Origin of the sequence: Trichlorobacter sp. (genome assembly GCF_034008105.1) — a bacterium.
GTDB lineage: Bacteria > Desulfobacterota > Desulfuromonadia > Geobacterales > Pseudopelobacteraceae > Trichlorobacter.
In genome coordinates this window covers 1-23,367 of the sequence record NZ_JAVEPN010000007.1, presented here as the reverse complement: position 1 = coordinate 23,367, position 23,367 = coordinate 1, and the positions used below count along the sequence as shown (strand labels likewise).

Below are 23,367 nucleotides of genomic sequence, written 5' to 3'. Positions count from 1 at the left end.
GTATTTTCCTTTTGCCTTTCAAGACTTCTTACGCTTTAATGATTGGCGACGGTGCCACCAGATGTAGCCTGCCACCAGGGCGCAGCAGGTGACAAGCACCCAGAACAGGGCCTTGTGGGACCACTCCATCACCAGTTCCTGGTGTTCACCCAGGGCGTAGCCGATCCAGGTCAGGATGCTGCACCAGATGGCGGCCCCCAGCAGGGTGTAGGTTGTGAAGCGCAGGTGGTTCATGCCGGCCACGCCGGCCGGGATCGAGATCAGGTGACGCACCACCGGCAAGAGCCGCCCGATAAAGGTCGATATCTCGCCGTGGCGCAGGAAGAATGACTCCACCCGCTCGAACTTGTCCGGCGGGATCAGCACATAGCGACCGTACTTGAGGATCAGCGGCCGTCCCAGGTAGTGTGAAGCGAAGTAATTAGCGTAGGCACCAGCCAGGCTGCCCACGGTGCCGGCCAGGATCGCCAGCCAGGGGTTCATCCGGCCCTGAAAGGCCAGGTAGCCGGCTGGCGGCATGACCAACTCACTGGGTACCGGGATGATCGAGCTTTCCATTGCCATCAGCAGCAGGATGCCGGGGTAGCCCAAGGCACCGATGGTTTCCACCAGCCAGTTGATCAGTGTGTGCAGCATGGGATCTCGTTTCGATTGTGTGTGACGCTTCTTATACCCTAAAACCAGAGCCGGTACAACTGCCGCAGGGTGGTTTCCGCTGCCAAGGAGTGAGCCCCATGCCGATCCGACTGTTTGCCCTGCTGGTGATGCTGCCGCTTTTGTTCTGTGGCTGTTCAGCCTATAGCAAGTATGGCCGTGGTGAGGACTGCGAACGGACCATCAAGGATTACAGCAAGGCGGTGCGCTGGCTGGAGCTTGAAAAAGCCGCGCTGACCATGGTGGACAAAGAGCAGCGTGAGGCCTATGTCCAGGCTGCCGACCAGGTCCGCCGCCGGGGGGTGACCATGGTTGACTTCCGGATACTGGGTCAGCACTGTCGTCCCGAGCAGGGCACCGCAGATGCCATTATGGAGTTCGATTATTTCGTGATGCCCGACAACCGGCTGAAGACGGCTAGCGACCGCCAGAAGTGGGTCTATCGTGAAGAGCCGACCGATGACCAGGTGCCCGGATGGAAACTGATCAGTCCGCCGCCGTCGTTCCAGTAGCAACTGCCACGACATTGAGTGGCCAGGTTGCCGCCTTTTTGGACTACCTGGCCACCCAGCGCAATGCCTCGTCCAATACCGTTGCCGCCTACCGCAACGATCTGAGCCAGTTTACTGCCTTTGTTCGCGACCAGCGCGGCGAGGCCGCCGATGCAGCAGCAGTGGACCATCTGCTGTTGCGGCTCTACCTGGCCCAGCTCTCGGCAAGTCCGCCGCCGCAGTCCCACTCCTATCGCAAAAGCAGTATCGGTCGCAAGCTGGCCGCTATCCGCGCCCTGTTCGCCTGGCTGGTGCGTGGCGGTCAGCTACCGCTCAACCCGGCTGAACTGATTGCCACCCCCAAGCGCGAACAGCGGCTGCCGTTTCACCTCAACATCGATCAGACCGTTGCCCTGCTGGAGGGGGGGGCGTTACGGCCGCGCGACGAGCTGACCGAGGCCCGTGACCGAGCGGTGCTGGAGCTGCTGTACTCAAGCGGTCTGCGGGTCTCCGAACTGAGCGGTCTTACGGTGGGCAACCTGGACCTGGCCAGCGGCATGGTGCGGGTGCTGGGAAAGGGGGGGAAAGAGCGGATTGTGCCGGTGGGCAGCAAGGCGGTCGTGGCGGTGACGCTCTATCTGCAGTTGCGTGGGCTGCCTGACGAAACCGAGCCGCTCTTTCTGAACAGCCGTGGTCAGCGGATTAACCGGCGCAGCGTGGCCCGGATCGTAGCGCAGCAGGCCGGCGGTATCGACAGCTTTCGCGCCGTGAGCCCCCACACCCTGCGACACAGTTTTGCCACTCACCTGCTGGAGCAGGGCGCCGATCTGCGCTCGATCCAGGAACTGCTTGGCCATGCCTCCCTTTCGACCACCCAGAAGTATACCCACCTGAGTCTTGACCGCCTGATGGCGGTTTATGACCAGGCCCATCCCCGGGCTCACCAAACAAAACAGGGCGGAGACTGACGTCCCGCCCTGCAGATGGCTGGTCTGTGTGTGGTTCAGGTCAGGCCTGGGTGATCATCACCATTTCCCCTTCGTTGACCTTGAGCTTCTTCTCAATGCCCGGTCCCACCACCAGGGCCCCTTCATACTGCAGCTCCACGTCGTTGATCACCATCAGCGGGAAGCTGCCGCCACCGCCACCGGGGGTGGTGACCTTGACCTTCTTGACCGGTTTGCCGAAAAAGTCGCTGATCTGTTTGGCTGTGGACTGGCTGACCGCGATCATACCCAGCTGGTCGAAGCTGCTGCTGGCATCGCTCTTGGGCAGGTGCGCCACCCGCAGCTGCATCCCTTCATCCGACGAGACCGGCGAACCCAGCGCCGGTGAGGCAGCAGGCTGCTTCGCCAGGGCCTGCTCCAGCTTTTTCATGGCCAAGTTCAGGGTGATGTTGACCATCGACATGTTGACATTCTTGGCGCAGGGCACACACAGAAAGGCACCCGGCAAGGTCCGTACGATGATGCGACCTTCGGTGTAGCGCAGATCGAGCCCATGGACACTCTGCGAAATCTGCAGGCCGTGAATACAGTCGAGGATTGTCGTGGCGGCTGTGCCAAGCTGCGCTACGTCCAGTAGCGGTGGGCAGGCATGGGCCAGTACCTTGCCCTGGTCGTTAAACAGGCTGGAGCCGATCACGCCATCGATGGCCGATATCTGGTGGAGGATTTCCTGCATGCGCGGTCTCCTACTTGCCCGGTGCCAGGGCGGCCTTGATCTCGGCCTCGACCCCGTCCAGTTTGCTATTGGGTTTGATGGCGATGCACAGGTAATGCTGGCGTGAATCGTAGAGCAGCAGATCGAAGTTATCGGTCTGGGTCACGGCGGCACGCAACTCACCCAGGCCCATCAGCTCGCCCAGTTTGATGCTGGATTGCGCCATAAACAGCCCCTTGGCCGACAGCGATTCAGCCTCCTGGCTGTCGTCCTGCACCGGGTGGCCTTGTTTGTCCAGCAGTGTGGCATAGGTGACGGCGTTGACACTCATCACGCGGGCCGCTGCTGCGCTCATGGTGCGTTGTTGCGAGGTAGCGGGGTCCGGCTCTCGGGGCTGCTGGCGGCGTTCGCTCTGTTCGATCACATCCTTGAACGATTCGGCCTCTTCATGGGCCTCCTCGTCCATCCGGCGGTGGGCCTCCAGCAGCAGGAAGTTGAGGCTGCAGTGGATGGTGCAGACGTTGGTGGTCATCTCGGGGGCCAGGGAGAAATTGCCGCCGGGCCATTTCAGGATGGCATAGATCGCCTCTTCGCCGCTGTGCTTACCCTGCTCGGCGTGGATGATCTCGCCATCCACAAAATAGATGGCGCCACGCTGGTCTTTGTACTCAACCGTGATGCAACCGCAGTATTTGTTGTGTCCCTTGAGCTGGATAACGTCGGCGAGTGAGAGGCCGGCAATCTCGCCCTGAAAGCCACTAACCTTGTCTGCCATGTAGGAGTCTCCCCTGCTGATCTGCTCCGATAGGAGGGCTGGTGCCACGAAATCGGTATCTTAAGCACTTTTGGCGGCGAGCGCAAGGGGGAAAGTGTGATCAGAACCCTGTGCCTCAACGCACAAGGCCCTGCCGGTATGCCGGCAGGGCCTTGTGTAGTGTCTGTTCAGAGCGACACGCTATTCGCAGAGATCGATCTTCACATCCCAGTTTTTCAGCTTCATGGTGCCGTTCTTCTCAAGGTTGAGGTGCATCTTGAAGGCGCGATCCCACAGTTGCGGCTCGTGACCAACCTTGCGCTTGAGACAGTCTGCCTCGGCAATGTTCAGGTACTCGGTCAGTTGGGCCTTGTAGTCCGGGTGGGCGCACTTCTCGATGATGCGACGGGCACGCTCTTTCGGAGCTACACCACGCAGGTCGGCCAGGCCCTGCTCGGTGATAACGCAGTCCAGGTCGTGCTCGGTGTGGTCGATGTGCGAGCAGTGCGGCACCACGCAGGAGATGCCGGTCGGGTCAGTCTTGCTTGGGCGGCTGGAAGGGGTATGCATCATCTTCAGGAAGCCGTTGCGCAGGAAGTCGCCGGAACCGCCCAGGCCGTTGATCATGCGGGTACCGCCAACCAGGGTGGAGTTGGCGTGTGCGTAGATGTCGATCTCGACCGGGGTGTTCATGGCGATACATCCCAGACGACGGATCGGCTCCGGTGCGTTGGAGATGGACAACGGACGCAGGGTGATCTTGTCGAAATACTTGTCCATGTTGGCAAAGAAGCGGGGGAAGCCTGGATCAGCCGACAGGGACAGGGAGCAGGAAGAAGCCGCGTCCAGTTTGCCGGAGTCAAACAAGTCCAGCATGGTGTCTTGCAGCACCTCGGTGAAGACGGTCAGGTTCTTGAAAGGACCCTTTGCCAGGCCGCCGATGACGGCGTTGGCGATGGAGCCCACGCCGGATTGGATCGGCAGCAGGTTCTTGGGCAGACGACCGGCCTTCACTTCGTGGGTGAAGAAGTCGATGATATGGTTGGCAATCGCCTCGGAGGTATCATCCTGCTCGGCAAAGGCGCGACCCTGGTCACGCAGTTTGGACTCGACCACGGCAATCACCTTGCTGGGATCGCAGGGGATCGAGATGGAGCCGATGCGTGAATCAGCCTTGGTGATGTTGAATACCTGACGGTTCGGCGGGGTCAGGGGGGTCAGCAGGTCATGGATGCCCTTGAAGGAAGGCTGTCCGGTGTTTACCTCCAGGATTACGCGGTCGCAGATCATCAGGATTTCGGGAATCACGCCGCAGGAAGAGGTGGGAACCAGGCTGCCGTCTTCCAGCACTTCAGATACCTCGATGATAGCCAGATCCAGCTTGCCGGTGGGGGTGTCTTTGGTGTAGAAGCCGTAGCCCAGATCCTGAGCGAACAGCGAGAGGTGCTTGTCGCCCATCCGGATGCGACCGGCGTTGATGCCGGCAGCGATGTCCTTGCCGGTCTGGTAGGGCCAGCGGCGATCGATCATATCCAGTTGTGCCCAGCGGTTTTCGGTCTCTGCACCAACCGAGGCGCCGATGAACAGGTTGAACTTCAGTTTGCCCTGCAGGTTGTTTTTCTCGACATGCTCAGCCAGCGCAATCGGCACCACTTTAGGATAACCGGCCGGGGTAAAGCCGGACCAGCCCAGGTTCATGCCGTCTTTGAAAAAATCAATGGTCTGCTCGGGGGTCATTACCTTGTTCAGCAAGGACTTGCACTGAACGCGGTCTTGCAGGGTTCCGTACTCGGACATCGTGTTACCTCCTGTTTGTTTTTTGCGTTTACAGCAAAACGTGCTGTCGGCAGTAAAGGGGTGTTAAAAAAGCTGAAATAAGCAAATAATCTAAGTATATCGGGCTGTTATTGAGTGGAATAACGACTTTGCGTCAGTAAAACCGGATTCTACTTATCTGGTCGGTTGTGTCAAGTTAAATTATATGGTTTTCAGCATTTTTAAGGAATAAAGGGGGTTGGCGGATAGTTAACCCGCAGCAGGCAGAGTCCCTGCGGCGGTGCGGTAACCCCGCCCAGGCAGCGATTAGGTGTTTGCAGCAGTTCGACGATCAGGCCTGGGCTGAAGCGGCCCCGGCCGATATCCACCAAGGTGCCGGCCATGATTCTGACCATGTGCTTGAGGAAGCCGCCGCCTGTCACGTCAATCGTGATCAGCGGGCCGTGCTGGTTGATCTCGATGGCGTCGATACGACGTTGGCTGGTGACGGCGGTGCAGTTCTGGCCACGGAAGGCGGCAAAATCGTGGCTGCCGATAAAGTGGTTAGCGGCGGAACGCATGGCATCGAGATCCAGCAGGTCGCGTACGTGCCAACTGGTACGGCGGTTGAGCGGCGAGCGTTGGCGGGCATTGTAGATGGTGTACCGGTAGGTCTTGTTGTGGCTGCCGCCGATCACCCGGAAGTCGTTGGGCACCTCTTCGGCGGACTGGATGGCGATATCGCCCGGCAGAAAGCCGTTGACCCCTGCCACAAAGGCCCGCAGCGGGATGCTGGATTCAGTCCGGAAGGTGGCGGGCATAGCCAGGGCATGCACCCCGGCATCGGTGCGGCCGGCGGCCTGCACCCGCACCCGCTGTCCCAGAATCTTTGCCAGCGCCAACTCGACGGTCTCCTGAATTGAAGGACCGTTGGCCTGCTCCTGCCAGCCGCAATAATTGGTGCCGTCGTATTGAATGGTTAATTTTATCGTGCGCATGAAAAAGGGAGCGGTCTTTTTCCGCAATCTCGGTGTCAGGCTTCCCATTCCCTTGTGCGGCGTACTGATCTGTACGCCTCCGCGTGAATGCTCGCCTTCCTTGACCTTGCGAAAAAATCCTCGCTCCCTGAACTCCTCGTCAGTTGAGGTTGCAATCTAGGTGAGGCTACTTCTCCAACAGGATGCGCAGCATCCGCCGCAACGGCTCCGCCGCCCCCCACAGCAGCTGATCGCCGCAGGTGAAGGCCTGCAGGTACTGGGGGCCCATCTTCATCTTGCGCAGCCTGCCAATCGGCACGGTCAGGGTGCCGGAAACGGCCGCCGGGGTCAGGCCGGCCAGGGTCTCGGCCTTGGTGTTGGGGATCAGCTTGACCCACTGGTTGTCATTGGCAATCAGCTGCTCAATCTCGGCCAGCGGCAGGTCCTTGTTCAGCTTGATGGTGATGGCCTGGCTGTGGCAGCGCATGGCGCCAACCCGTACACAGATGCCATCCACCGGGATCGGGCTGCTGGTGCCCAGGATCTTGTTGGTCTCCTGAAACCCTTTCAGCTCTTCACGGCTCTGGCCGTCATCCACCTCGCGGTCGATCCAGGGCAGCACGTTGCCGGCCAACGGGAAGCCGAACTCTTTGGTGGGCATGGAGCCGTCCCGCAGGGTCTCGGTCACTTTCTTGTCGATCTCCAGGATGGCGGAACCGGGGTTTTTCAGCTCTTCGGCCACCACTCCCTGTAGGGTTCCCATCTGGGCCAGGAGTTCCCGCATGTTGGGGGCGCCGGCGCCGGAGGCCGCCTGGTAGGTCATGGAGGAGATCCATTCCACCAAATTGGCGCGGAACAGGCCCCCTAAGGCCATCAGCATCAGACTGACGGTGCAGTTGCCGCCGATAAAATCCTTCTGGCCGTTTGCGAGCGCCTTGTCGATCACGTTGCGGTTGACCGGATCGAGGATGATTACGGCGTTGTCTTCCATCCGCAGGGTGGAGGCGGCGTCGATCCAGTAGCCGGTCCAGCCCTGCTTGCGCAGCTCGGGATGCACTGCCTTGGTGTAGTCCCCCCCCTGGCAGGTGATGATCACGTCCAGTTTTTTCAGCTCAGCGATGTCGTCGGCGTTCTTCAGGGTGCCGGCGTTCATCGGGGCAGGCTGTCCCGCCTGGGAGGTGGAGAAAAAGACCGGCTCAAAACCGAGGGCAAAGTCGTTCTCTTCCTGCATCCGTTGCATCAGCACCGAGCCGACCATGCCGCGCCAACCGACGATACCTACTTTCATGGTGATCACTCCTTTGTGAGGGTTCTTGTAATTAGCCAAGTGCCGCGATGATCGCGTCACCCATCTCCTTGGTATTGACCAGCTTCTCGCCCGGTTTGTTCTGGAAGATGTCGCGGGTGCGGTAACCCTGGTCCAGCACCTTGGCCACGGCGTTGTCGATGGCATCGGCCGCATCAACCATGCCGCAGGAGAACTTGAGCATCATGCCGGCCGACAGGATCTGGGCGATCGGGTTGGCGATGCCCTGGCCGGCGATGTCCGGTGCCGAACCGCCGGAGGGCTCGTACATGCCGAAGGTGCCTTCGGCCAGGGAGGCCGAGGGTAGCATCCCCAGGGAGCCGGTCAGCATGGCCGCCTCGTCGGAGAGGATGTCGCCGAACATGTTCTCGCACAGGATCACGTCGAACTGCTTGGGCCACTTGACCAGCTGCATGGCGGCGTTGTCGACGTACATGTGGGTCAGCTCCACATCGGGGTACTGCTTGGCAATATCGATCACTATCTCGCGCCAGAGTACCGAGGAGGAAAGCACGTTGGCCTTGTCGATGGAGCAGACCTTCTTGCCCCGCTTCTGGGCGGCCTGGAAGGCCACATGGGTGATCCGCTCGATCTCGGGCACGCTGTACTTCATGGTGTCGATGCCGATCCGGTTGCGGCCTTCGCCCTCAATCCCTTTGGGCTGGGAGAAGTAGATGCCGCCGGTCAGCTCCCGTACCACCAGCACGTTGAAGCCGCCGGCAATTACCTCTTCCTTCAGCGATGAGGCGCCGGTCAGCGACGGGAAGATGATGGCCGGCCGCAGGTTGGCGTAGAGACCGAAGATCTTGCGCAGTGGCAACAGCGCCCCCCGCTCCGGCTGTTCGTCCGGCGGCAGGGTCTCCCATTTGGGGCCCCCGACGGAGCCGAACAGGATTGCATCGCTGTTTTTGCAGATGTCGATGGTGGTCTGGGGCAGCGCCTTGCCCTCGTTGTCGATACCGGCGCCGCCCACATTGGCAAAGGTGCCCTCAAAGGTAACGTCGTACTTTTTGCCGATCACGTCCAGCACCCTGGTGGCCTCAGCCATCACCTCAGGTCCGATACCGTCACCCGGCAGGACCGCAATCTTGTATGTCTTCGCCATGTTCAACCCCTCCATCAAAAAAGTGCGCTAGCTTACTGTATACACAACAGCTTTGTCAATCTTCACGCAAAAGGGGCCACCTCTCTCAAGATTGCCCCTTGCTTTTGCCGGTATGGTAGCTGTCCGGTTTCAGTTTAAGGATGATAGCGAGACGGTGAGGAATGCGGCGACGCAGGCGTACACGGTAGTACGTCGAGGAGCCGCAGACGAGCCGACGAAGCTAGCGCCTTAAAATGGAAGCGGAACTAGAGACCGGCCTTTTGTTTCAGCTCTGCTGCCTTGTCGGTCCGCTCCCAGGTGAACTCCGGCAGCTCGCGGCCAAAGTGGCCGTAGGCAGCGGTCTTCTTGTAGATCGGGCGCAGCAGGTCCAGCTGCTCGATGATGGCGCGGGGGCGCATGTCAAAGGTTTCGCGTACCAGTTCAGCCAGGCGGTGTTCGGAGACTACGCCGGTGCCGAAGGCGTTGACCATGATCGAGACCGGCTCGGCCACGCCGATGGCGTAGGCCACCTGCACCTCGCAGCGCTCGCACAGGCCGGCCGCCACCAGGTTTTTGGCCACATAACGGCCCATGTAAGCGGCGGAACGGTCCACCTTGGAGGGGTCCTTGCCGGAGAAGGCGCCGCCGCCGTGGCGACCCATGCCGCCGTAGGTGTCGACGATGATCTTGCGGCCGGTCAGGCCGCAGTCGCCCATCGGGCCACCCACCACAAAGCGGCCGGTGGGGTTGATGAAGAAGCGGGTCTCGCTGTCCATCAGGTGGGCCGGGATCACCTTCTTGATCACCTCGTCCATCACGCCCTCGCGGATGGTCTCCTGGGTCACGTCCGGGGTGTGCTGGGTGGAGATGACCACCGTGTTGACCCGCACCGGTTTGCCGTTGTCGTATTCCACCGATACCTGCGATTTGGAGTCGGGACGCAGGAAGTTCAGCAGCCCTGATTTGCGGACATCAGCCAGGCGCTTGAGCAGTTGCTGGGAGAGCTGGATCGGCATCGGCATCAGCTCCGGGGTCTCGTTGCAGGCGTAGCCGAACATCAGGCCCTGATCGCCGGCCCCTTGCTCCTTGAACAGGCCTTCGCCCTCGGTAACGCCCTGGGAGATGTCGGGTGACTGGCGGTCCAGGGAGACCAGCACGGCGCAGGTCTCATAGTCAAAGCCCATCTCTGAACCGCAGTAGCCGATCTCCTTGATGGTGTTACGGACGATCTCGGCATAGTTGATCACGGCACTGGTGGTGATCTCGCCGGCAATCACGGCCATACCGGTGGTCACCATCGTCTCGCAGGCTACGCGGGCCTTGGGGTCCTGGGCCAGGATCGCATCGAGGATGCTGTCTGAGATCTGGTCGGCAACCTTGTCGGGATGCCCTTCGGATACGGATTCTGAGGTAAAGATGAACTTCTCGGCCATGGTCTGCGGTCTCCTCGTATTGGTCGTTCGCAACGGGATGATAGGGAGTAAAACAAGACGAAAAGACTATAAGTAACGGCAGGTTCTGTCAACCAAAAAGCGGCCCGCCGATGCTTGGTCAGCGGTTGGTTATCTGGCCTGTCGCCAACTGGTGCGCAACCGGCACAGCTCTCGGCCGTCGTCGGCATGCTCGATCCGGTGCAGCAGGGTCTGGGGATCGTCCGGCAGGGGGGCGCAGCAGGAGCGGATCCTGTCGCCGTAGAGCGCCTCGGCCCGAAAGCCGATCTCCAGGCGGGTGACCTGGCAGCTGTCGGCGATCGCGGCCGGCACCGCCTCCAGGGCCCAGCCGGCATAGACCGTATTGTTGACGTGACGGTTCGGATCGAGATCGGCCCGCAGCACCGGCAGCTCAAGGGCTGAGCTGCACTGTTCCAGCATCGGCAACGTGCTGAACGGATCGGCCAGCGCCCGCAGCGGTCGCAGCGGGTAAGGCGGCAGGTGGTCGTCGATCTTGACCGGGCGGCGGCTCTTCAGGTCAAGCACCGCCCAGGAGGTGGTGGCCTGGCCGATCTGCTGGCCAGCGGCATTCAACAGCTGATAGTCGCGGATCGAAAAGCGTCCCTCGCGGGTCACCGGCCAGGTCCGTACCGTGACCTCTTCGGCGCCACGGGGGTAGTGTTCCAGCTCCAGGGTCAGCCGCGACAGCACCCAGGTTAGCCCCAGTTTTCTCAGATCCCGTACCGCCACTCCCAGTTGGGTGGCATGCTCAATGCCGGCATCCTGCAGCCAGGTCATCACCACCGGCAGTCGCACCGCCCCCTGCTGATCCACCTCGTGGTAACGTACCCCGAAACGGCATTCCAGTACTGGCCCGCTCATGGCGTATCCCCTCCCCGGTGCCGGACGCGGTAACGCACATAGAGCTGGCCACCCAGATCCAGCAGAATCAGCACACTGACGATCGCCATCAGGGCGTTGTCCTGACGGAAGTAGGCCAGACAGTTGAAGAACATGTAGAGGGTCACCACGCCGGTCAGCATGCGGCGGATGCTGCGCACCACCGCAGCAGGGTCGCTGTCTTCGCTTTGCGGTGTCAGGCGCAGCAGGTGCGGCGCCAGGTGGTAGCCCAGACTGGCGTCCAGCAGGATCAAGGCGATGTTGAGGCTGAAGGCCGTCAACAGCATGGTTTCAGGTGACAGATTCACGCGTCATCCCCGCGGGTGATGTAGTCAGGCGGCAGGTCACAGCTGGCCGGAATCTGGAACGGCACCGGGTAGCGGATACCGGCCTTGTGGGTGGCGGCCAGCCCAACAGCAGTCCGCTCCAGCCAACTGGCCGGGATGCCGACGCACAACTCGTGGTCCTGGGTCATGGCAAAGCGTCGGTCTCCCAGACAGGGGATCTCCACCGCCGGCTCATTGGTCAGGGCCACCTGGGCCACGGCCCTTGAGCAGACCCCGGCGTCACCGGAACTGCGCATCACAAACTCACCGCCCTGCTGGTACAAGAAGGCCTGCACCAGCCGCATGGCCTGGGCCGAGTTGACGTACAGCACGACCAGATCGGGCGTAAAGCCGTCCACCGGCCGTGCCAGCGGGTAGGTCAACAGTCCCGCGACGCCGGGGGCCAGACGGGGCATCTGTTGCTGCATGGCCTGTGCGGCTGCCTGGTCCTGCTGGTAGATGCCGGTATTGACCGAGCCGTTCAGTACCCGCTCCGGCGGGGCGATGATGCCCGCGCAGGCGGCGCCAAGCACACAGTGGGAGCTGGCCTGGTCGGCCCAGGTTGACCAGCCGTACATCCGGCTGTAGGCGATCTGCTGGCAGACACTTACGCGCTGGCCGCGCAGCCGGACCTTCTTCCCCTCCAGCAGTGCGCTGTCGCGCACCAGGTTGACCCCCACCGGTTGGGTGGCCGGGTTAATGGTCTCACGAACGGTTGTCAGAAACGTTTCCATCGGGTTTCCTCCTTGGTCAGGTCAGAGCATCAGGTCGGAGCGGTCTGCTGTTCCAGTGCAGTCAGCCAGGCCAGGGCCTCTGCCGCACTTGTGCCGCACATCTCTGGGTTGGGCTGTAGGCTGGCGCAGACGGCGGGTCGCTCGGGCTGTCCGAACAGCAGGCAGCGCAGGTGGTGATCAAGCTGCGGGCAGGGCACACCGGCCGACTTGCCCTGCGGCAGGCCAGGCAGAGGAGAGGAGATGGATGGGGCGATGCAGCAGGCGGCGCAGCTGGTGCGACAGTCCATCGTTAGCCCTTGCCGGTTGGCGGACGTCGGCCCCGGCTGGTGCTTGGTCTGGCCTTTGTGGCGGGTGGGGCCGGTTGTGCTGTTTTAGGCGCTGGTTTGCGCTGCGCTGCGCCCTCGTTGCTGCGGGAGCCACCGGTCTTGGGCGCTGGACCTTTGCGGCGGGCCGGACCTGGTCTGCCGCCGGCCGGTTGCGGCTTCTGGGGCCGGGCGATGCTGACCGTGATCTGCAGTCCCTCCATCAGGGCGCCGTCCAGGCAGTCGATCGCCTCCTGCAGCTCCTCTTCGCTGGACATGCGCACGTAGCCGCAGCCCTTGGATTTGCCGCTGATCGGGTCGGTGATGATATGTACCGAGGTGACCGTGCCGGCCACGCTGAACAGTCGCCGCAGGTCGTCGTTGGTGGCCTCGTAGGGCAGGTGGCCGATATACAGTTCTTTTGCCATGGTTGCTTCCCTTCTGTTGCTGATGTCTGGACTCTGCCATGCATCAGCCTGTTTTGTCACGGCAAAAAGCGGTGCGATCCTGTCACTACCGCATACCTGCAGTTCATGAGTGGCGATACACCTCTCTGCGATGACCTGCCTTCACCACCCAGACCGTCAGTTCGTGGTCCTGGACTGAATAGATGATCCGGTAATTGCCCTGACGGATACGGTAGCGCTCCTGGCCGGTCAGTTTTTCAGAACCGGCTGGTCGTGGTTGCTCAGCAAGGGAGGCGATCCGTTCCATGATCCGTCTAAGGTCATGTTTTGGTATGGCTGCCAGATCTCTCCTGACCGAGTCACGGAAGAAGATACTATAGGCGGCCATTGGCCTTCAGCTCTTGCAGCATGCTTTCGTAGCTGACCAACGGTTCATGCACCCGCTCCGCAAAGGCCGCCAGATCCTCAGCATCCTCTGCGAGCGACTGTCGTACCGCTTCATTCACCAAATCAGAAACCGAGCGCGATGTCTCCAGCGCCTTGTGGCGCAGTGCCTGGTGCATCGACGGATCAAAATAGACCGTGGCCCGTTTCAAGGCAGTATTCATGGCTGATTCCTCCATACACCAGCATAACGTCATGACGTTATAACGTCAAGCGCCGCGTGGTTAGTATGCGGGATCGGGCATAAAAAAACCGCCCTTGTTGCCAAGGGCGGTTGTGTAATTCCCTGTCCGGGCTACATGTTGTAGCCGCTCTCCGAATGCTGGGTCTGATCCAGGCCCATGATCTCGTCTTCCTTCTCCACCCGCAGACCGATGGTCTTATCCAGCAGGTAGGCGATCACTACGGTGACGATGAAGGCATAGGCACCGGCGGCAACGATACCGATGATCTGCACCATTACCTGCTTCGGTTCGCCGGCAATCAGGCCTTTGGCGCCGACGGTGGCCAGCACGCCGGTGGCGATGGCGCCGAAGGTGCCGCCTACCCCGTGTACGCCGAAGGCATCCAGCGAGTCATCGTACTTCAGTTTGGCCTTGATCAGGATGGCAGCGTAGCAGATCAGGCCGGCGCCGACGCCGATGATGATCGCTGCGCCCGGGGTTACCAGACCGGCGGCCGGGGTGATCCCCACCAGGCCGGCTACCACGCCGGAGCCGAAGCCCAGGGCTGACGGCTTGCCGGAATGCATCCACTCGGCAATCATCCAGGCCAGACCAGCGGCGGCCGGAGCCACGGTGGTGGTCGTAAAGGCCAGGGCAGCAGTACCGTTGGCAGATACCGCGCTACCGGCGTTGAAGCCGAACCAGCCGAACCAGAGCAGACCAACACCCAGCAGGGTCAGCGGCAGGCTGTGGGGGGCCATCCGCTCAGTGGGGAAGCCGTGCCGTTTACCCAGGAACAGCAGCACTGCCAGGGCCGAGATACCGGAGGAAAGGTGCACCACGGTGCCGCCGGCGAAGTCAAGGGCCCCCATCCCCAGCAACCAGCCGCCGGGTCCCCAGACCCAGTGGGCGATCGGATCGTAGACCAGGGTGGTCCAGAGCAGGGCGAACAGGCAGTAGGCGCTGAACTTGATCCGTTCGGCCAGGGCGCCGGAGATCAGGGCTATGGTGATCATGGCGAACATACCCTGGAACATCACAAAGACATATTCCGGGATGGCGTTGGCCGAAGAGGCCACGAACTGGAACAGGCTGTCCGGGGTGATACCGTTCAGCATGAACTTGTTCAGTTTACCCAGCAGGCCGCCGCCGACATCATCGCCAAAGGCCAGCGTGTAGCCGACCACCACCCACTGTACCCCCACGATCCCCATGGCGACAAAGGAGTGCATCATGGTGGACAGTACGTTCTTGGAACGGACCATGCCGCCGTAGAACAGTGCCAGGCCTGGAATCATCAGCAGCACCAGGGCCGACGAGATCAACATCCAGGCGGTGTCGGCGCCGTTAAAGACCGGGGCCGGGTTTTCCGGGGCAGCTGGAACAGCCGCCTCTGCTGCTGCCGGAGCGTCGGCTGGTGTGGTTGCTGCCTCAGCGGCAACGGCAGCGACCGGAGCGTCCTTGGGTTCCTCGGCCATGGCCGGTACAGCCACCAGGCCGGTGACCAGGGCAAACAGTGCTGCGGTAAGTGTGTGCTTCAGTTTCATGACGGACCTCCTGTATCGTGGTTCAGTGATAGGTAGTTGTCTGGGTTAGATCGCTTCGCCGCCGGTCTCGCCGGTGCGGATCCTGATCGCCTCTTCCAGGGGCAGCACAAAGATCTTGCCGTCGCCGATCCGGCCGGTCTTGGCGGCGTTCTGAATCGTCTCCAGCATCTTGGGCAGCAGTTCGTCCGCCACGGCGATCTCCAGCTTCACCTTGGGGATGAAATCCACCACATACTCGGCCCCCCGGTACAGTTCGGTATGGCCCTTTTGACGACCGAACCCTTTCACCTCGCTGACGGTGATCCCCTCGATGCCGATCTCGTGCAGGGCATCCTTTACCTCGTCCAGTTTGAACGGCTTGATAATCGCTGCTACCAGTTTCATGGTGGTGGCCTCCCTTTTTTGGGTATGGTGCCTGCTATGCTGCAACGTGTGTTGTGTGGTGTTCAAAAAATCCGGGGGCCTGACGCCCTCGGCACCAAGGAGGACAGCGCGTCTGTGGCAGTGCCTGTCTGGCCTACTGATGAGCATCGACCGTGCCAGTTTTGAAAAATGTTACATTTCAGTATGTTGAGATTTGTAGTGGGGTGCTGTTGTTGGGCTTATGCCTAAAAAAAAGGCAGGCTGGAGAGGTGTCCGCCTGTTGCGACAGCACAAGCCACAGCTTTTTGACCATGGCCGTAGATGTGGTAAGCTTGGGCAACGTTTGAGTCGATCATCCACAAGGAGGTAGCGCCATGCCGGTTGTTGCAAAGCTGAATGAGGTTCCCAGTCTGGGGAAAAAACTGGTCACCGTTGAGGGACAGGAGGTCCTGCTCGTGAACTTCAAGGGCACTATCTACGCGGTTGAGAACGAGTGCCCCCATCAGGGGGCCCCGCTGGCCGGTGCCATTATCAAGGACGGCCATCTGTCCTGTCCGCGGCACGGCTATCGTTTTGATCTGGGCAGCGGCGTCTGCAAGGACTTCCCCGAATTCGTGCTCAAGAGCTGGCCAGTGCGCATTGAGGGGGACGAGATCATTGTCGATCTGGCTTGATCAGACCATCGTTGATGAGCTGATTCTGCTGCTGGTGGCTGCTGCTGCCCTGGTCTGCGGGCTATGGGCGGCCGGCCATGCACTGCTGCACAAGCGTGACCCTCGTTCGGCCCTGGTCTGGGTAACCTTGAGCCTGACCGTGCCGCTGCTGGGAGCATTGGCCTACTGGCTGCTGGGGATCAACCGGATCACCCGTCGTGCCCGGCGCTGGCAACGTCGCCGCCGTCAGCTACACCATGACGACCACCCGGTCCCCCGTGGGCCGTCAACGGTGGCGCTGCCCGCTCCGTTCGTCCACCTGAGGGATCTGGTGGCCCTGGGTGACCGGGTGGCGCGCAACCGTCTGCTGGACGGTAACCGGATCGAACCGTTGGAAAACGGCGAAGGGGCCTACCCGGTTATGTTGGCAGCCATCCACGCCGCCCGCGAGACCATCAATCTCAGCAGTTACATCTTTGATGGCGACGGCGTGGGGCGGGGTTTTGTCGATGCGTTGGCTGCTGCTGCCCGGCGAGGGGTGGCGGTCAGGGTGCTGGTGGATGCGCTGGGCGAACGTTACAGCACGCCGACTGCGCGGCAGGCGCTGGCCGGCAGCGGCGTCGATCTGCGCCTGTACCTGCCGCTCTCACAGGGACCGTTTATCAATCTGCGCAACCACCGCAAGTTGCTGATCATCGACGGCAGCACCGCCTTCACCGGCGGCATGAACATCCGCAGCCGCCACTGCATCCAGCAGAGTGATCCGCAGGAGGCGACCCGCGACCTGCATTTCCGCGTGCAGGGGCCGGTGGTGGCCGATCTGCAGCGGATCTTTCTGGAAGACTGGCAGTTCGTCAGTGGCGAACTGCCCACTGACCCGCGGCTTTTCCCACCGCTTGCTCCCTGCGGCAGCGCCGTGGTACGGGCCATTGGCGACGGGCCTGATCGAGCCTTTCGTAAGCTGGAGTGGATCGTAATGGGGGCGCTCTCCGTTGCCCGACAGCGGGTGCGGATCATGACCCCCTACTTCATCCCCGACCGGCCGATGATCGTCGCCCTGACCACCGCCGCCCTGCGGGGAGTGGAGATCACGCTGGTGCTGCCCGGCCACAACAACCTGCCCTTCGTGGCTTGGGCCAGCCGCGCCTCCTACTGGGAACTGATCAAAAACGGCATCACCATCTACGAGCAGCAGCCCCCCTTCAATCACACCAAACTGTTCCAGGTTGATGACTGCTGGACCCTGATCGGTTCAGCCAATCTGGACACCCGTAGCCTGCGGCTCAATTTTGAACTCAACCTGAGCGTCTTTGACCTGCCCTTTAGCGCCGCCATAGGTCGCTACTTCGATCAGGCCCTGGCCAGCTCCCGTCAGGTCACCCTGGCCGAGGTGGATGGCCGCCCACTACTGATCCGCCTGCGGGACGGGGTGGCGCGCCTCTTCTCGCCCTATCTATAAAAAGACCAAAAGACTCCTTTTATCTTCTTGACAGGGTTAGATGGGGCTGGTATGAATTTGCCATACGTTGCACTCAACTCACACAATCAAGGAGAACATACCCATGAGCCTTTGCACCCTGATTACCAAGCCTGCCCCTGATTTCACCGCCGAAGCCGTCATGCCCGACAACAGCTTTGCCCCGCTGTCCCTCTCCAGCTACCAGGGCAAGTACGTCTACCTGCTGTTCTATCCGCTGGACTTCACCTTTGTCTGTCCGTCCGAGATCCTGGCCTTCAACAAGAAGCTGGACGAGTTCAAAAAGCGTAACTGCGAGGTGCTCACCGTATCGATCGACTCCAAGTTTACCCACCTGGCCTGGAAAAATACCAAGCTTGAGGACGGCGGTATCGGCAACGTACAGTTCCCGATGGTGGAAGACCTGACCAAACAGATCTCCCGCGACTACGGCATCCTCTTGGGCGACAAGGTGGCCCTGCGTGGCCTTTTCCTGATCGATCCCAAGGGCGTCGTGCGTCACTGCGTGATCAACGACCTGCCGTTGGGGCGCAGCGTTGATGAGGCCCTGCGGATGCTGGATGCCCTGCAGTTCACCGACACCCACGGCGAGGTTTGTCCGGCCAACTGGCAGCAGGGTGACGAGGCGATGAAGCCCACCGCCGAAGGGGTGGCCTCCTACCTGGCCAAGCATGGCAACTAAGACGGCTGTCGACTGCTGTGCACAAACGAACGAACGGCGCTGCCACACAGGCAGCGCCGTTTTTTTCTGCACTGCGTGCGCTTGCGCAGCCGTGCAAGCTGTGGTACACACTCAGATCAGCAGCTAAAGCCGTTCGAAAACCATGCGAATGCAAAGGAGTTGCCATGAAACGACTGTTCTGTGCCCTGGCGCTGGTACTGCTGGTCACCACGCAGGTACACGCCAACAACGAGCAACAACCCGAAAACATCGCCAGCAAGATGGCGGTCAAATTTGGACGCGGCATCACCAACATTGTCACCGCGCCGATCGAGATACCCAAGCAGACCGTGCTAATGACCCGTGACCTGGGCTTTCCCGGGGTGCTGGTCGGGCCGGTCGGTGGCGTCCTGATGACCGGCTACCGGGCCATCATCGGTCTGGCAGAGACGGTCTTCTTCATGGTGCCGGCGCCCGGTTATTACGATGAGATGATCGAGCCGGAGTTTGTCTGGCAGGGGTGGGGTGCCAAAGAGTCGCAACCGATGGTCACCGAGCCGGCTCCGCAGCACTGACACAGGCAGCAACGACGTTTCTACAAAAAAAGGCCGCATCCCGAAGGATGCGGCCTTTTTGCGCGCTGTACAGCAAACTTACTTGGCAGCGGGAGCAGCCGGAGCAGCAGCTTCAGCAGGCTTGGCAGCCTCTTTCTTGACCGCCTTCTTCTTAACTACCTTCTTCTTGGCAGGGGCCTTCTCAGCAGCCGGAGCAGCAGCGGCAGCAGGAGCAGCGGCAGGAGCAGCAGCCTTAGGTGCCTCGTGGCCGGCGGCGAAAGCGAAAGAAGCGAAAGCAACAGTGGCGATCAGGGAAGCAATGATCTTTTTCATGGGTACATCCTCCTAAGGAAATTTGTAACAGCCTTAAGAGCAGGGAATGTGCCAAACAGCGTCAGCGCCTGCAACATGCAGCTATGATGCGGTTACTTGCCGCATGGCCATCAGTTGGTTTCTTTGGTGTGGTGCAGATCAGTTCTTCGATACCCGAAATGGGGTATTTTTACGCGCATTCATGTTGTCTATGCGTAATGGCCAGAGACCAAGTCGTGCCTTGTCATCCTTTAAATCATTAGCGCCCCTTAAAAGCCCGCTTAATATCATCCCAACGTTTACGGTCATCCTGCTGCAGGTTGCCCAGCGCCTCCAGCATGAACGCAAGCATTATAGAGGCAAACAGTGTTGCTGCGCTGACCAGCACCACAATCAGCGTCCGCTTGGGTTTGGCCTTCTCCAAGGGCGGCGTTGCGGGCTCCAGCAGCTTGATCGCGGTTGTCACCGTGCTGCCAATCTTTCCAAGATCATGCTCGGCGTTAATCTCGGGCGACACAACAAGATTAAGTGAATAAGCTGTGCGACCCAATTCAGCCACAGCCGCATTGGCGATGGCAGCGGCACGCTTGGGGTCAGCATCCTCAGCACTCACCTCAATCGTGCCGCTTTTGGCGCCCTTCACTTCGTACTGCTTTTTAAATGCCTTGAGTGACGGGAAGTGAAACTGGTTGCTTACTATCAGCATCAAACGGTCCGAATTGAGTATGTCCTCCAAGACCGGCTGCTTAACCGGCATTAATGGTAGCTTCTGAACACCAACGGTTGCCTTCTCACCCGTGAAGGCGGCGCCGATCGGCTGAATAGCCTGGCGTTGCAGGGCTATCACCTTGGCAGTAGCCTGATAGCGGTTGGGCAGCAGCACGGCCACCGCAGCACTAGCAAGTGCAGCAAACAGGGTAGTGGTGGCGATCATGCGCCAACGTCGGGCCAGCACCAACAGGAGGTCCAGCAGGTTGATCTCATCGTCAGCGATAGGGGTTAGTTGATGTTCAGTTGTCATGGACCCTTCCATTTTTAAAGTTTGTATCGTGTAAACAACAGGTGTTAACCAGAACCATCTGTGTGTCTCTCGGCAGTTCGCCTAGCTCTAACTCGCCCCTCTACCCAGGGTTACCACCCACAGGGTCTGGAACAGTATCTTGATATCCAGCCAGATACTCCAGTTTTCCACGTAACGGATATCCAGCCGGGCCACCTCGTCAAAATCCTGGATCTGATTGCGGCCACTCACCTGCCACAGTCCGGTGATCCCGGGCTTGATGCAGATTCGTTTGCGGTGCCAGTCCTCGTAGTTGGCAACTTCGTCCGGCGTGGGCGGGCGGGTTCCCACCAGGCTCATCTCCCCTTTGAGCACATTCCAGAACTGCGGGAATTCATCGATGCTGGTCTTGCGGATAAAACGGCCTACCCTGGTCACCCGCGGATCATCCTTGATCTTGAACATCTGACCGTTCATCTCATTGTGGGCCATCAGATCCTGCTTGTGCTGCTCCGCATCCACAATCATTGAGCGCAGCTTCCAGCAGCGGAACGGCCGGCCCTGTTCGCCGAGCCGCAGCTGGCCGAAAAAGATCGGGCCGGGTGATTCAAGCTTAATGGCCAGTGCTACAAAAGGGTACATCAGCCCAAAAAACAGCAGGCCCACCAGCGCTCCAGCAATATCCAAAAAACGTTTGGCCAGCAGCTGTGGGGCGCTGAACGCCTTTGCGTAAAAGCTGAGCATCGGCAGGGTGTCGTGAAATAAGGAAACTTCCTGGCGGTGCGCCGGGAAATCCACCAGATCGAGCACCATCCGCGAAGTGACCCCCAACTGGTCCAGCTCGGTCACATACTGTTCAATACGGGCCATCTCCGTGGCTGGCAAACAGAACACGACCTCATCCACCGTATGCTTTTTGCAGTAGTCAATAATGTTGCAGGCGGGGCCAGCACAGGTGATCGTATCCACGAGCCGCATTCCCCAACATGCGTGCAGTTCGATCAACTCTCGCATCTGTTGGGCCTTAAGACCGTCGCCCACCAGCAGGATGTCGCGGGTATTCAGCCCCCGCTGTCGTATAAGCGACAAAAACAGGCGGATGAATAGCTTGCCGGTTGCAATCGCGACAAAGGAGATCACTATGAACCAAAAGAACAGCAAACGGCTGAAGGTGTGCGGATCGAAGATGAAGATGGCGGCAGCAGCTATGCAGCCTGCAATTACGTAGGCCTTGAGCAGAGCGGTCAAAAAAGACCAGATAGTGCGGGTGCGCAGCGATCCATATATACCGCTGGCATAGAGTGCGCCAAACCAGAGCGGCAGGGCCAGTAGCAGAAACCAGAAATAATCGTTCAGCTCACGGTTTGTCAGATAGGGGTGGCGCAAGTAAAAGGCCGTAAGAAAACTGCCAAAGACAAGCAGCAGGTCAAGGGTGATCGCAATACCGGTGAGGAGTCGGGCCTGTTGTTTCAGCATGGATGGCAATCTAGCATAACTGGAGCAGATGTCCAGCAGCAGCTACACAAACTCCCCCGCCGGTTCATCGGCTAGCCAGCGCCGCAGGCCCTCTTCCAGGTCGGTGCGGTAGGGATAGCCGCGTTTGACCAGCTCGACTGGAATGATGTTGGTAGATTTAACCAGTTTGTACATCCGCGCCGGATGGATGCCGTTTTTAAGGCCCAGGGCATTCAGCAGTTGAAACGGCCTGGCGGCGTTTACCATCAAAGGCAGAGGGATCGTGCCCAGTGGTTTGCGGTAGCCGGCCACCTTGCCGAAGGTCTCGCAGATATCCTTGATGGTGTACTGGTGCGGGTAACAGAAGTTGTACAGCAGCGATGCCTCTGGTTGGTCGTTCATGAAAAACAGACTAGCCACCAGGTCCTCAACGTAGCCGCATCCCTTGATGGTGTCGTTTCGGCCGGGATAAGCGAACAGCCCTTTCTTGAGGGCCTTGGCCAGCTTGGTGAAGTTGCCATTTTCACCCCGGCCAAAGATGACGGCCGGCCGCGTGATTACCAGCTTGCGGTCAGCAGCCTTTGCCTGCCAAGCACGCTGAATCTCTTCGGCTTCAAATTTAGATTTGCCGTAGGCCGAGTTCGGCTCCAGGATTGATGACTCACTCTTGGGTTCTTCGGTGGGGCCGTACACGGCTATGGAACTGGTGAACCAAAGGGTAGTTGAGCCGGTTTCCTCGCAGAAGCGGGTAATGTTTTGAGCCCCCTTGACGTTGGTGTCGAAATACTCGTGATCGGGATGCCCCGGCGTGCGATGCACCGCTGCTAGATTGACCACCGTTGCCGGGCTGGAAATAAGGTTAGCCGGTATCGGCTCGCGCACATCGCAGTGCACATATCGGGTGCCCTTAAACATGGTGCCACGATTTGGTGCCTCTATGTCCGCAATGGTTATGTCGGTAATACCGCGCTGCTGTAGTTCTCGGACAAGATGGCTGCCGATGAAACCGGAGCCGCCAAAGATGGTGAATCTATTCACGCTTGCTTACCTTTCAGGACAGAATCCACATAATCCATGAATTTTCTTTTGAAGGCTTCTTTATCAAAGCTCAGGGCATGGTTACGAATAGCATGAGCATCAAATATTTCATGCATTGACTCAAATGCCGCAACTGCATCATTCAGGGCTTCTGGAGTTTGTTGATCAAAAAAGAGACCGGTTACACCTTCGACAACGGTCTCAAGAGCACCACCCTTACGGTAGGCGATCACCGGGCGGCCAGAAGCCATAGCCTCCAAAGGCACGATACCAAAGTCCTCAACGCCGGGGAAAATGAGGGCCTTGCACTTGCTGTAGTGTTCGCGAATCACAGAAAATGGTTGGCGACCCATTACGGTCACATTGGGAGCAGCCATACGTTTGAGATCTTCGTACTGCTCGCCATCACCGATTATGATCAAACGTTTGCCTGACAGGTTAAAGGCCTCGACAGCAAGGTCAGTTCTTTTGTAGCGCACCAACTGCCCCACCATCAGGTAAAAATCTTCAGTTTGTTCTGAAATCGAAAAGTCAACAGCAGATACCGGCGGATTAATAACCACGGCATTGCGACGGTAATGCTTTTCAATCCGTTTAGCGACGAAGGCGGAGTTGGCAACAAAATGATCTACACGTGCAGCGGAAGCAAGGTCCCACAACCGAAGATAGTGAATCAGCGGCGGCATGAGCAGGCGAGTTATACGACCAGCATTCTCCAGATAATCGTGGTACATGTCCCAGGCATAGCGCATGGGAGTATGACAGTAACAGATATGCGGTGTACCAGGCGAGACGATCACACCCTTTGCCGGGCCAGATTCACTGCTGATGACGAGGTCGTAACCGCGCAGATCAAGCTGTTCAAGGGCAATCGGCATAAGCGGGAGATAACTTTGATATTTCTTGGCGGCTTTTGG

28 protein-coding genes are annotated in these 23,367 nt (G+C 59.7%); 6 read left to right on the top strand and 22 right to left on the bottom strand.

Features of this window, described 5'->3' with window-relative positions; translation table 11 throughout:
• Window positions 1-18 precede the first annotated feature (18 nt).
• Window positions 19-636: a DedA family protein gene (locus RBQ93_RS05575; RefSeq protein ID WP_413818355.1), complete on the bottom strand. Its 618-nt coding sequence runs from the start codon at window positions 634-636 to the stop codon at window positions 19-21.
• Between the two features lie 98 nt (window positions 637-734).
• Here RBQ93_RS05575 and RBQ93_RS05570 point away from each other — a divergent pair, with 98 nt between their 5' ends.
• Together RBQ93_RS05570 and RBQ93_RS05565 are read left to right on the top strand one after the other, a co-directional pair.
• The gene (locus tag RBQ93_RS05570; RefSeq protein ID WP_320371056.1) at window positions 735-1,166 is read left to right on the top strand and encodes a hypothetical protein; all 432 of its coding nucleotides are present in this window, start codon (window positions 735-737) and stop codon (window positions 1,164-1,166) included.
• Window positions 1,130-2,113 (top strand): tyrosine recombinase XerC, encoded by a 984-nt coding sequence (locus RBQ93_RS05565; RefSeq protein ID WP_320371055.1) that lies wholly within the window; start codon window positions 1,130-1,132, stop codon window positions 2,111-2,113. Before RBQ93_RS05570 ends, RBQ93_RS05565 begins: the two co-directional genes overlap by 37 nt.
• Before the next feature lie 40 nt (window positions 2,114-2,153).
• Here the strand turns inward: RBQ93_RS05565 and RBQ93_RS05560 are convergent, their stop codons facing one another.
• The 16 genes from RBQ93_RS05560 to RBQ93_RS05485 form a co-directional block, all read right to left on the bottom strand.
• Window positions 2,154-2,828: a hypothetical protein gene (locus RBQ93_RS05560; RefSeq protein ID WP_320371054.1), complete on the bottom strand. Its 675-nt coding sequence runs from the start codon at window positions 2,826-2,828 to the stop codon at window positions 2,154-2,156.
• 10 nt (window positions 2,829-2,838) lie between these two features.
• Window positions 2,839-3,582 (bottom strand): DUF4388 domain-containing protein, encoded by a 744-nt coding sequence (locus tag RBQ93_RS05555; RefSeq protein ID WP_320371053.1) that lies wholly within the window; start codon window positions 3,580-3,582, stop codon window positions 2,839-2,841.
• A 180-nt stretch (window positions 3,583-3,762) separates the two neighbouring features.
• A complete protein-coding gene (locus RBQ93_RS05550; RefSeq protein WP_320371052.1) occupies window positions 3,763-5,358 on the bottom strand; it encodes an acetyl-CoA hydrolase/transferase C-terminal domain-containing protein in 1,596 nt (531 codons plus the stop codon).
• A 200-nt stretch (window positions 5,359-5,558) separates the two neighbouring features.
• Window positions 5,559-6,314, bottom strand: coding sequence for a tRNA pseudouridine(38-40) synthase TruA (truA, locus tag RBQ93_RS05545; RefSeq protein ID WP_320371051.1), 756 nt, complete (start codon window positions 6,312-6,314; stop codon window positions 5,559-5,561).
• Between the two features lie 166 nt (window positions 6,315-6,480).
• On the bottom strand, window positions 6,481-7,581 hold the full coding sequence (gene asd / locus RBQ93_RS05540) for an aspartate-semialdehyde dehydrogenase (RefSeq protein WP_320371050.1): 1,101 nt from the start codon (window positions 7,579-7,581) through the stop codon (window positions 6,481-6,483).
• 31 nt (window positions 7,582-7,612) lie between these two features.
• Window positions 7,613-8,704: a 3-isopropylmalate dehydrogenase gene (gene leuB / locus RBQ93_RS05535; protein WP_320371049.1), complete on the bottom strand. Its 1,092-nt coding sequence runs from the start codon at window positions 8,702-8,704 to the stop codon at window positions 7,613-7,615.
• A gap of 245 nt (window positions 8,705-8,949) precedes the next feature.
• Window positions 8,950-10,116, bottom strand: coding sequence for a methionine adenosyltransferase (metK, locus tag RBQ93_RS05530; RefSeq protein WP_320371048.1), 1,167 nt, complete (start codon window positions 10,114-10,116; stop codon window positions 8,950-8,952).
• A 129-nt stretch (window positions 10,117-10,245) separates the two neighbouring features.
• Window positions 10,246-10,995, bottom strand: coding sequence for an acyl-[acyl-carrier-protein] thioesterase (locus RBQ93_RS05525; protein ID WP_320371047.1), 750 nt, complete (start codon window positions 10,993-10,995; stop codon window positions 10,246-10,248).
• On the bottom strand, window positions 10,992-11,321 hold the full coding sequence (locus tag RBQ93_RS05520) for a hypothetical protein (RefSeq protein ID WP_320371046.1): 330 nt from the start codon (window positions 11,319-11,321) through the stop codon (window positions 10,992-10,994). Before RBQ93_RS05520 ends, RBQ93_RS05525 begins: the two co-directional genes overlap by 4 nt.
• Window positions 11,318-12,073, bottom strand: coding sequence for a DUF169 domain-containing protein (locus RBQ93_RS05515; protein ID WP_320371045.1), 756 nt, complete (start codon window positions 12,071-12,073; stop codon window positions 11,318-11,320). The genes RBQ93_RS05520 and RBQ93_RS05515 overlap by 4 nt, the downstream gene beginning before the upstream one ends.
• 29 nt (window positions 12,074-12,102) lie before the next feature.
• Entirely contained in the window at window positions 12,103-12,360 is a 258-nt protein-coding gene (locus tag RBQ93_RS05510) for a YkgJ family cysteine cluster protein (protein WP_320371044.1), read from the bottom strand.
• Between the two features lie 2 nt (window positions 12,361-12,362).
• Window positions 12,363-12,803 (bottom strand): RNA-binding protein, encoded by a 441-nt coding sequence (locus RBQ93_RS05505; RefSeq protein ID WP_320371043.1) that lies wholly within the window; start codon window positions 12,801-12,803, stop codon window positions 12,363-12,365.
• Between the two features lie 103 nt (window positions 12,804-12,906).
• Window positions 12,907-13,170 (bottom strand): type II toxin-antitoxin system RelE/ParE family toxin, encoded by a 264-nt coding sequence (locus tag RBQ93_RS05500; RefSeq protein ID WP_320371042.1) that lies wholly within the window; start codon window positions 13,168-13,170, stop codon window positions 12,907-12,909.
• Window positions 13,157-13,390: a CopG family transcriptional regulator gene (locus RBQ93_RS05495; protein WP_320371041.1), complete on the bottom strand. Its 234-nt coding sequence runs from the start codon at window positions 13,388-13,390 to the stop codon at window positions 13,157-13,159. Before RBQ93_RS05495 ends, RBQ93_RS05500 begins: the two co-directional genes overlap by 14 nt.
• A 131-nt stretch (window positions 13,391-13,521) precedes the next feature.
• Window positions 13,522-14,937, bottom strand: a complete 1,416-nt coding sequence (locus RBQ93_RS05490) for an ammonium transporter (RefSeq protein WP_320371040.1) — start codon at window positions 14,935-14,937, stop codon at window positions 13,522-13,524.
• A 45-nt stretch (window positions 14,938-14,982) separates the two neighbouring features.
• Window positions 14,983-15,321 (bottom strand): P-II family nitrogen regulator, encoded by a 339-nt coding sequence (locus tag RBQ93_RS05485; protein ID WP_320371039.1) that lies wholly within the window; start codon window positions 15,319-15,321, stop codon window positions 14,983-14,985.
• 353 nt (window positions 15,322-15,674) lie between these two features.
• Between RBQ93_RS05485 and RBQ93_RS05480 the strand changes: the two genes are divergently transcribed.
• From RBQ93_RS05480 to RBQ93_RS05465, 4 genes are all read left to right on the top strand, one after another.
• On the top strand, window positions 15,675-15,974 hold the full coding sequence (locus RBQ93_RS05480) for a Rieske (2Fe-2S) protein (RefSeq protein ID WP_320371038.1): 300 nt from the start codon (window positions 15,675-15,677) through the stop codon (window positions 15,972-15,974).
• Window positions 15,958-17,412, top strand: a complete 1,455-nt coding sequence (locus RBQ93_RS05475) for a phospholipase D-like domain-containing protein (protein ID WP_320371036.1) — start codon at window positions 15,958-15,960, stop codon at window positions 17,410-17,412. Before RBQ93_RS05480 ends, RBQ93_RS05475 begins: the two co-directional genes overlap by 17 nt.
• Window positions 17,413-17,515: 103 nt before the next feature.
• Window positions 17,516-18,112 (top strand): peroxiredoxin, encoded by a 597-nt coding sequence (locus RBQ93_RS05470; RefSeq protein WP_320371035.1) that lies wholly within the window; start codon window positions 17,516-17,518, stop codon window positions 18,110-18,112.
• A 164-nt stretch (window positions 18,113-18,276) separates the two neighbouring features.
• On the top strand, window positions 18,277-18,666 hold the full coding sequence (locus RBQ93_RS05465) for an exosortase system-associated protein, TIGR04073 family (protein WP_320371034.1): 390 nt from the start codon (window positions 18,277-18,279) through the stop codon (window positions 18,664-18,666).
• 78 nt (window positions 18,667-18,744) lie between these two features.
• Here RBQ93_RS05465 and RBQ93_RS05460 read toward each other — a convergent pair whose 3' ends face one another.
• The 5 genes from RBQ93_RS05460 to RBQ93_RS05440 form a co-directional block, all read right to left on the bottom strand.
• Window positions 18,745-18,978, bottom strand: a complete 234-nt coding sequence (locus RBQ93_RS05460; protein ID WP_320371033.1) for a hypothetical protein — start codon at window positions 18,976-18,978, stop codon at window positions 18,745-18,747.
• A 238-nt stretch (window positions 18,979-19,216) separates the two neighbouring features.
• Entirely contained in the window at window positions 19,217-19,978 is a 762-nt protein-coding gene (locus RBQ93_RS05455; protein ID WP_320371032.1) for a Wzz/FepE/Etk N-terminal domain-containing protein, read from the bottom strand.
• An 87-nt stretch (window positions 19,979-20,065) separates the two neighbouring features.
• A complete protein-coding gene (locus RBQ93_RS05450) occupies window positions 20,066-21,433 on the bottom strand; it encodes a sugar transferase (RefSeq protein ID WP_320371031.1) in 1,368 nt (455 codons plus the stop codon).
• 42 nt (window positions 21,434-21,475) lie between these two features.
• Window positions 21,476-22,450 (bottom strand): NAD(P)-dependent oxidoreductase, encoded by a 975-nt coding sequence (locus RBQ93_RS05445; RefSeq protein WP_320371030.1) that lies wholly within the window; start codon window positions 22,448-22,450, stop codon window positions 21,476-21,478.
• On the bottom strand, window positions 22,447-23,367 hold a 921-nt coding region (locus RBQ93_RS05440; RefSeq protein WP_320371029.1), incomplete at its 5' end, for a glycosyltransferase. The genes RBQ93_RS05445 and RBQ93_RS05440, both read right to left, overlap by 4 nt.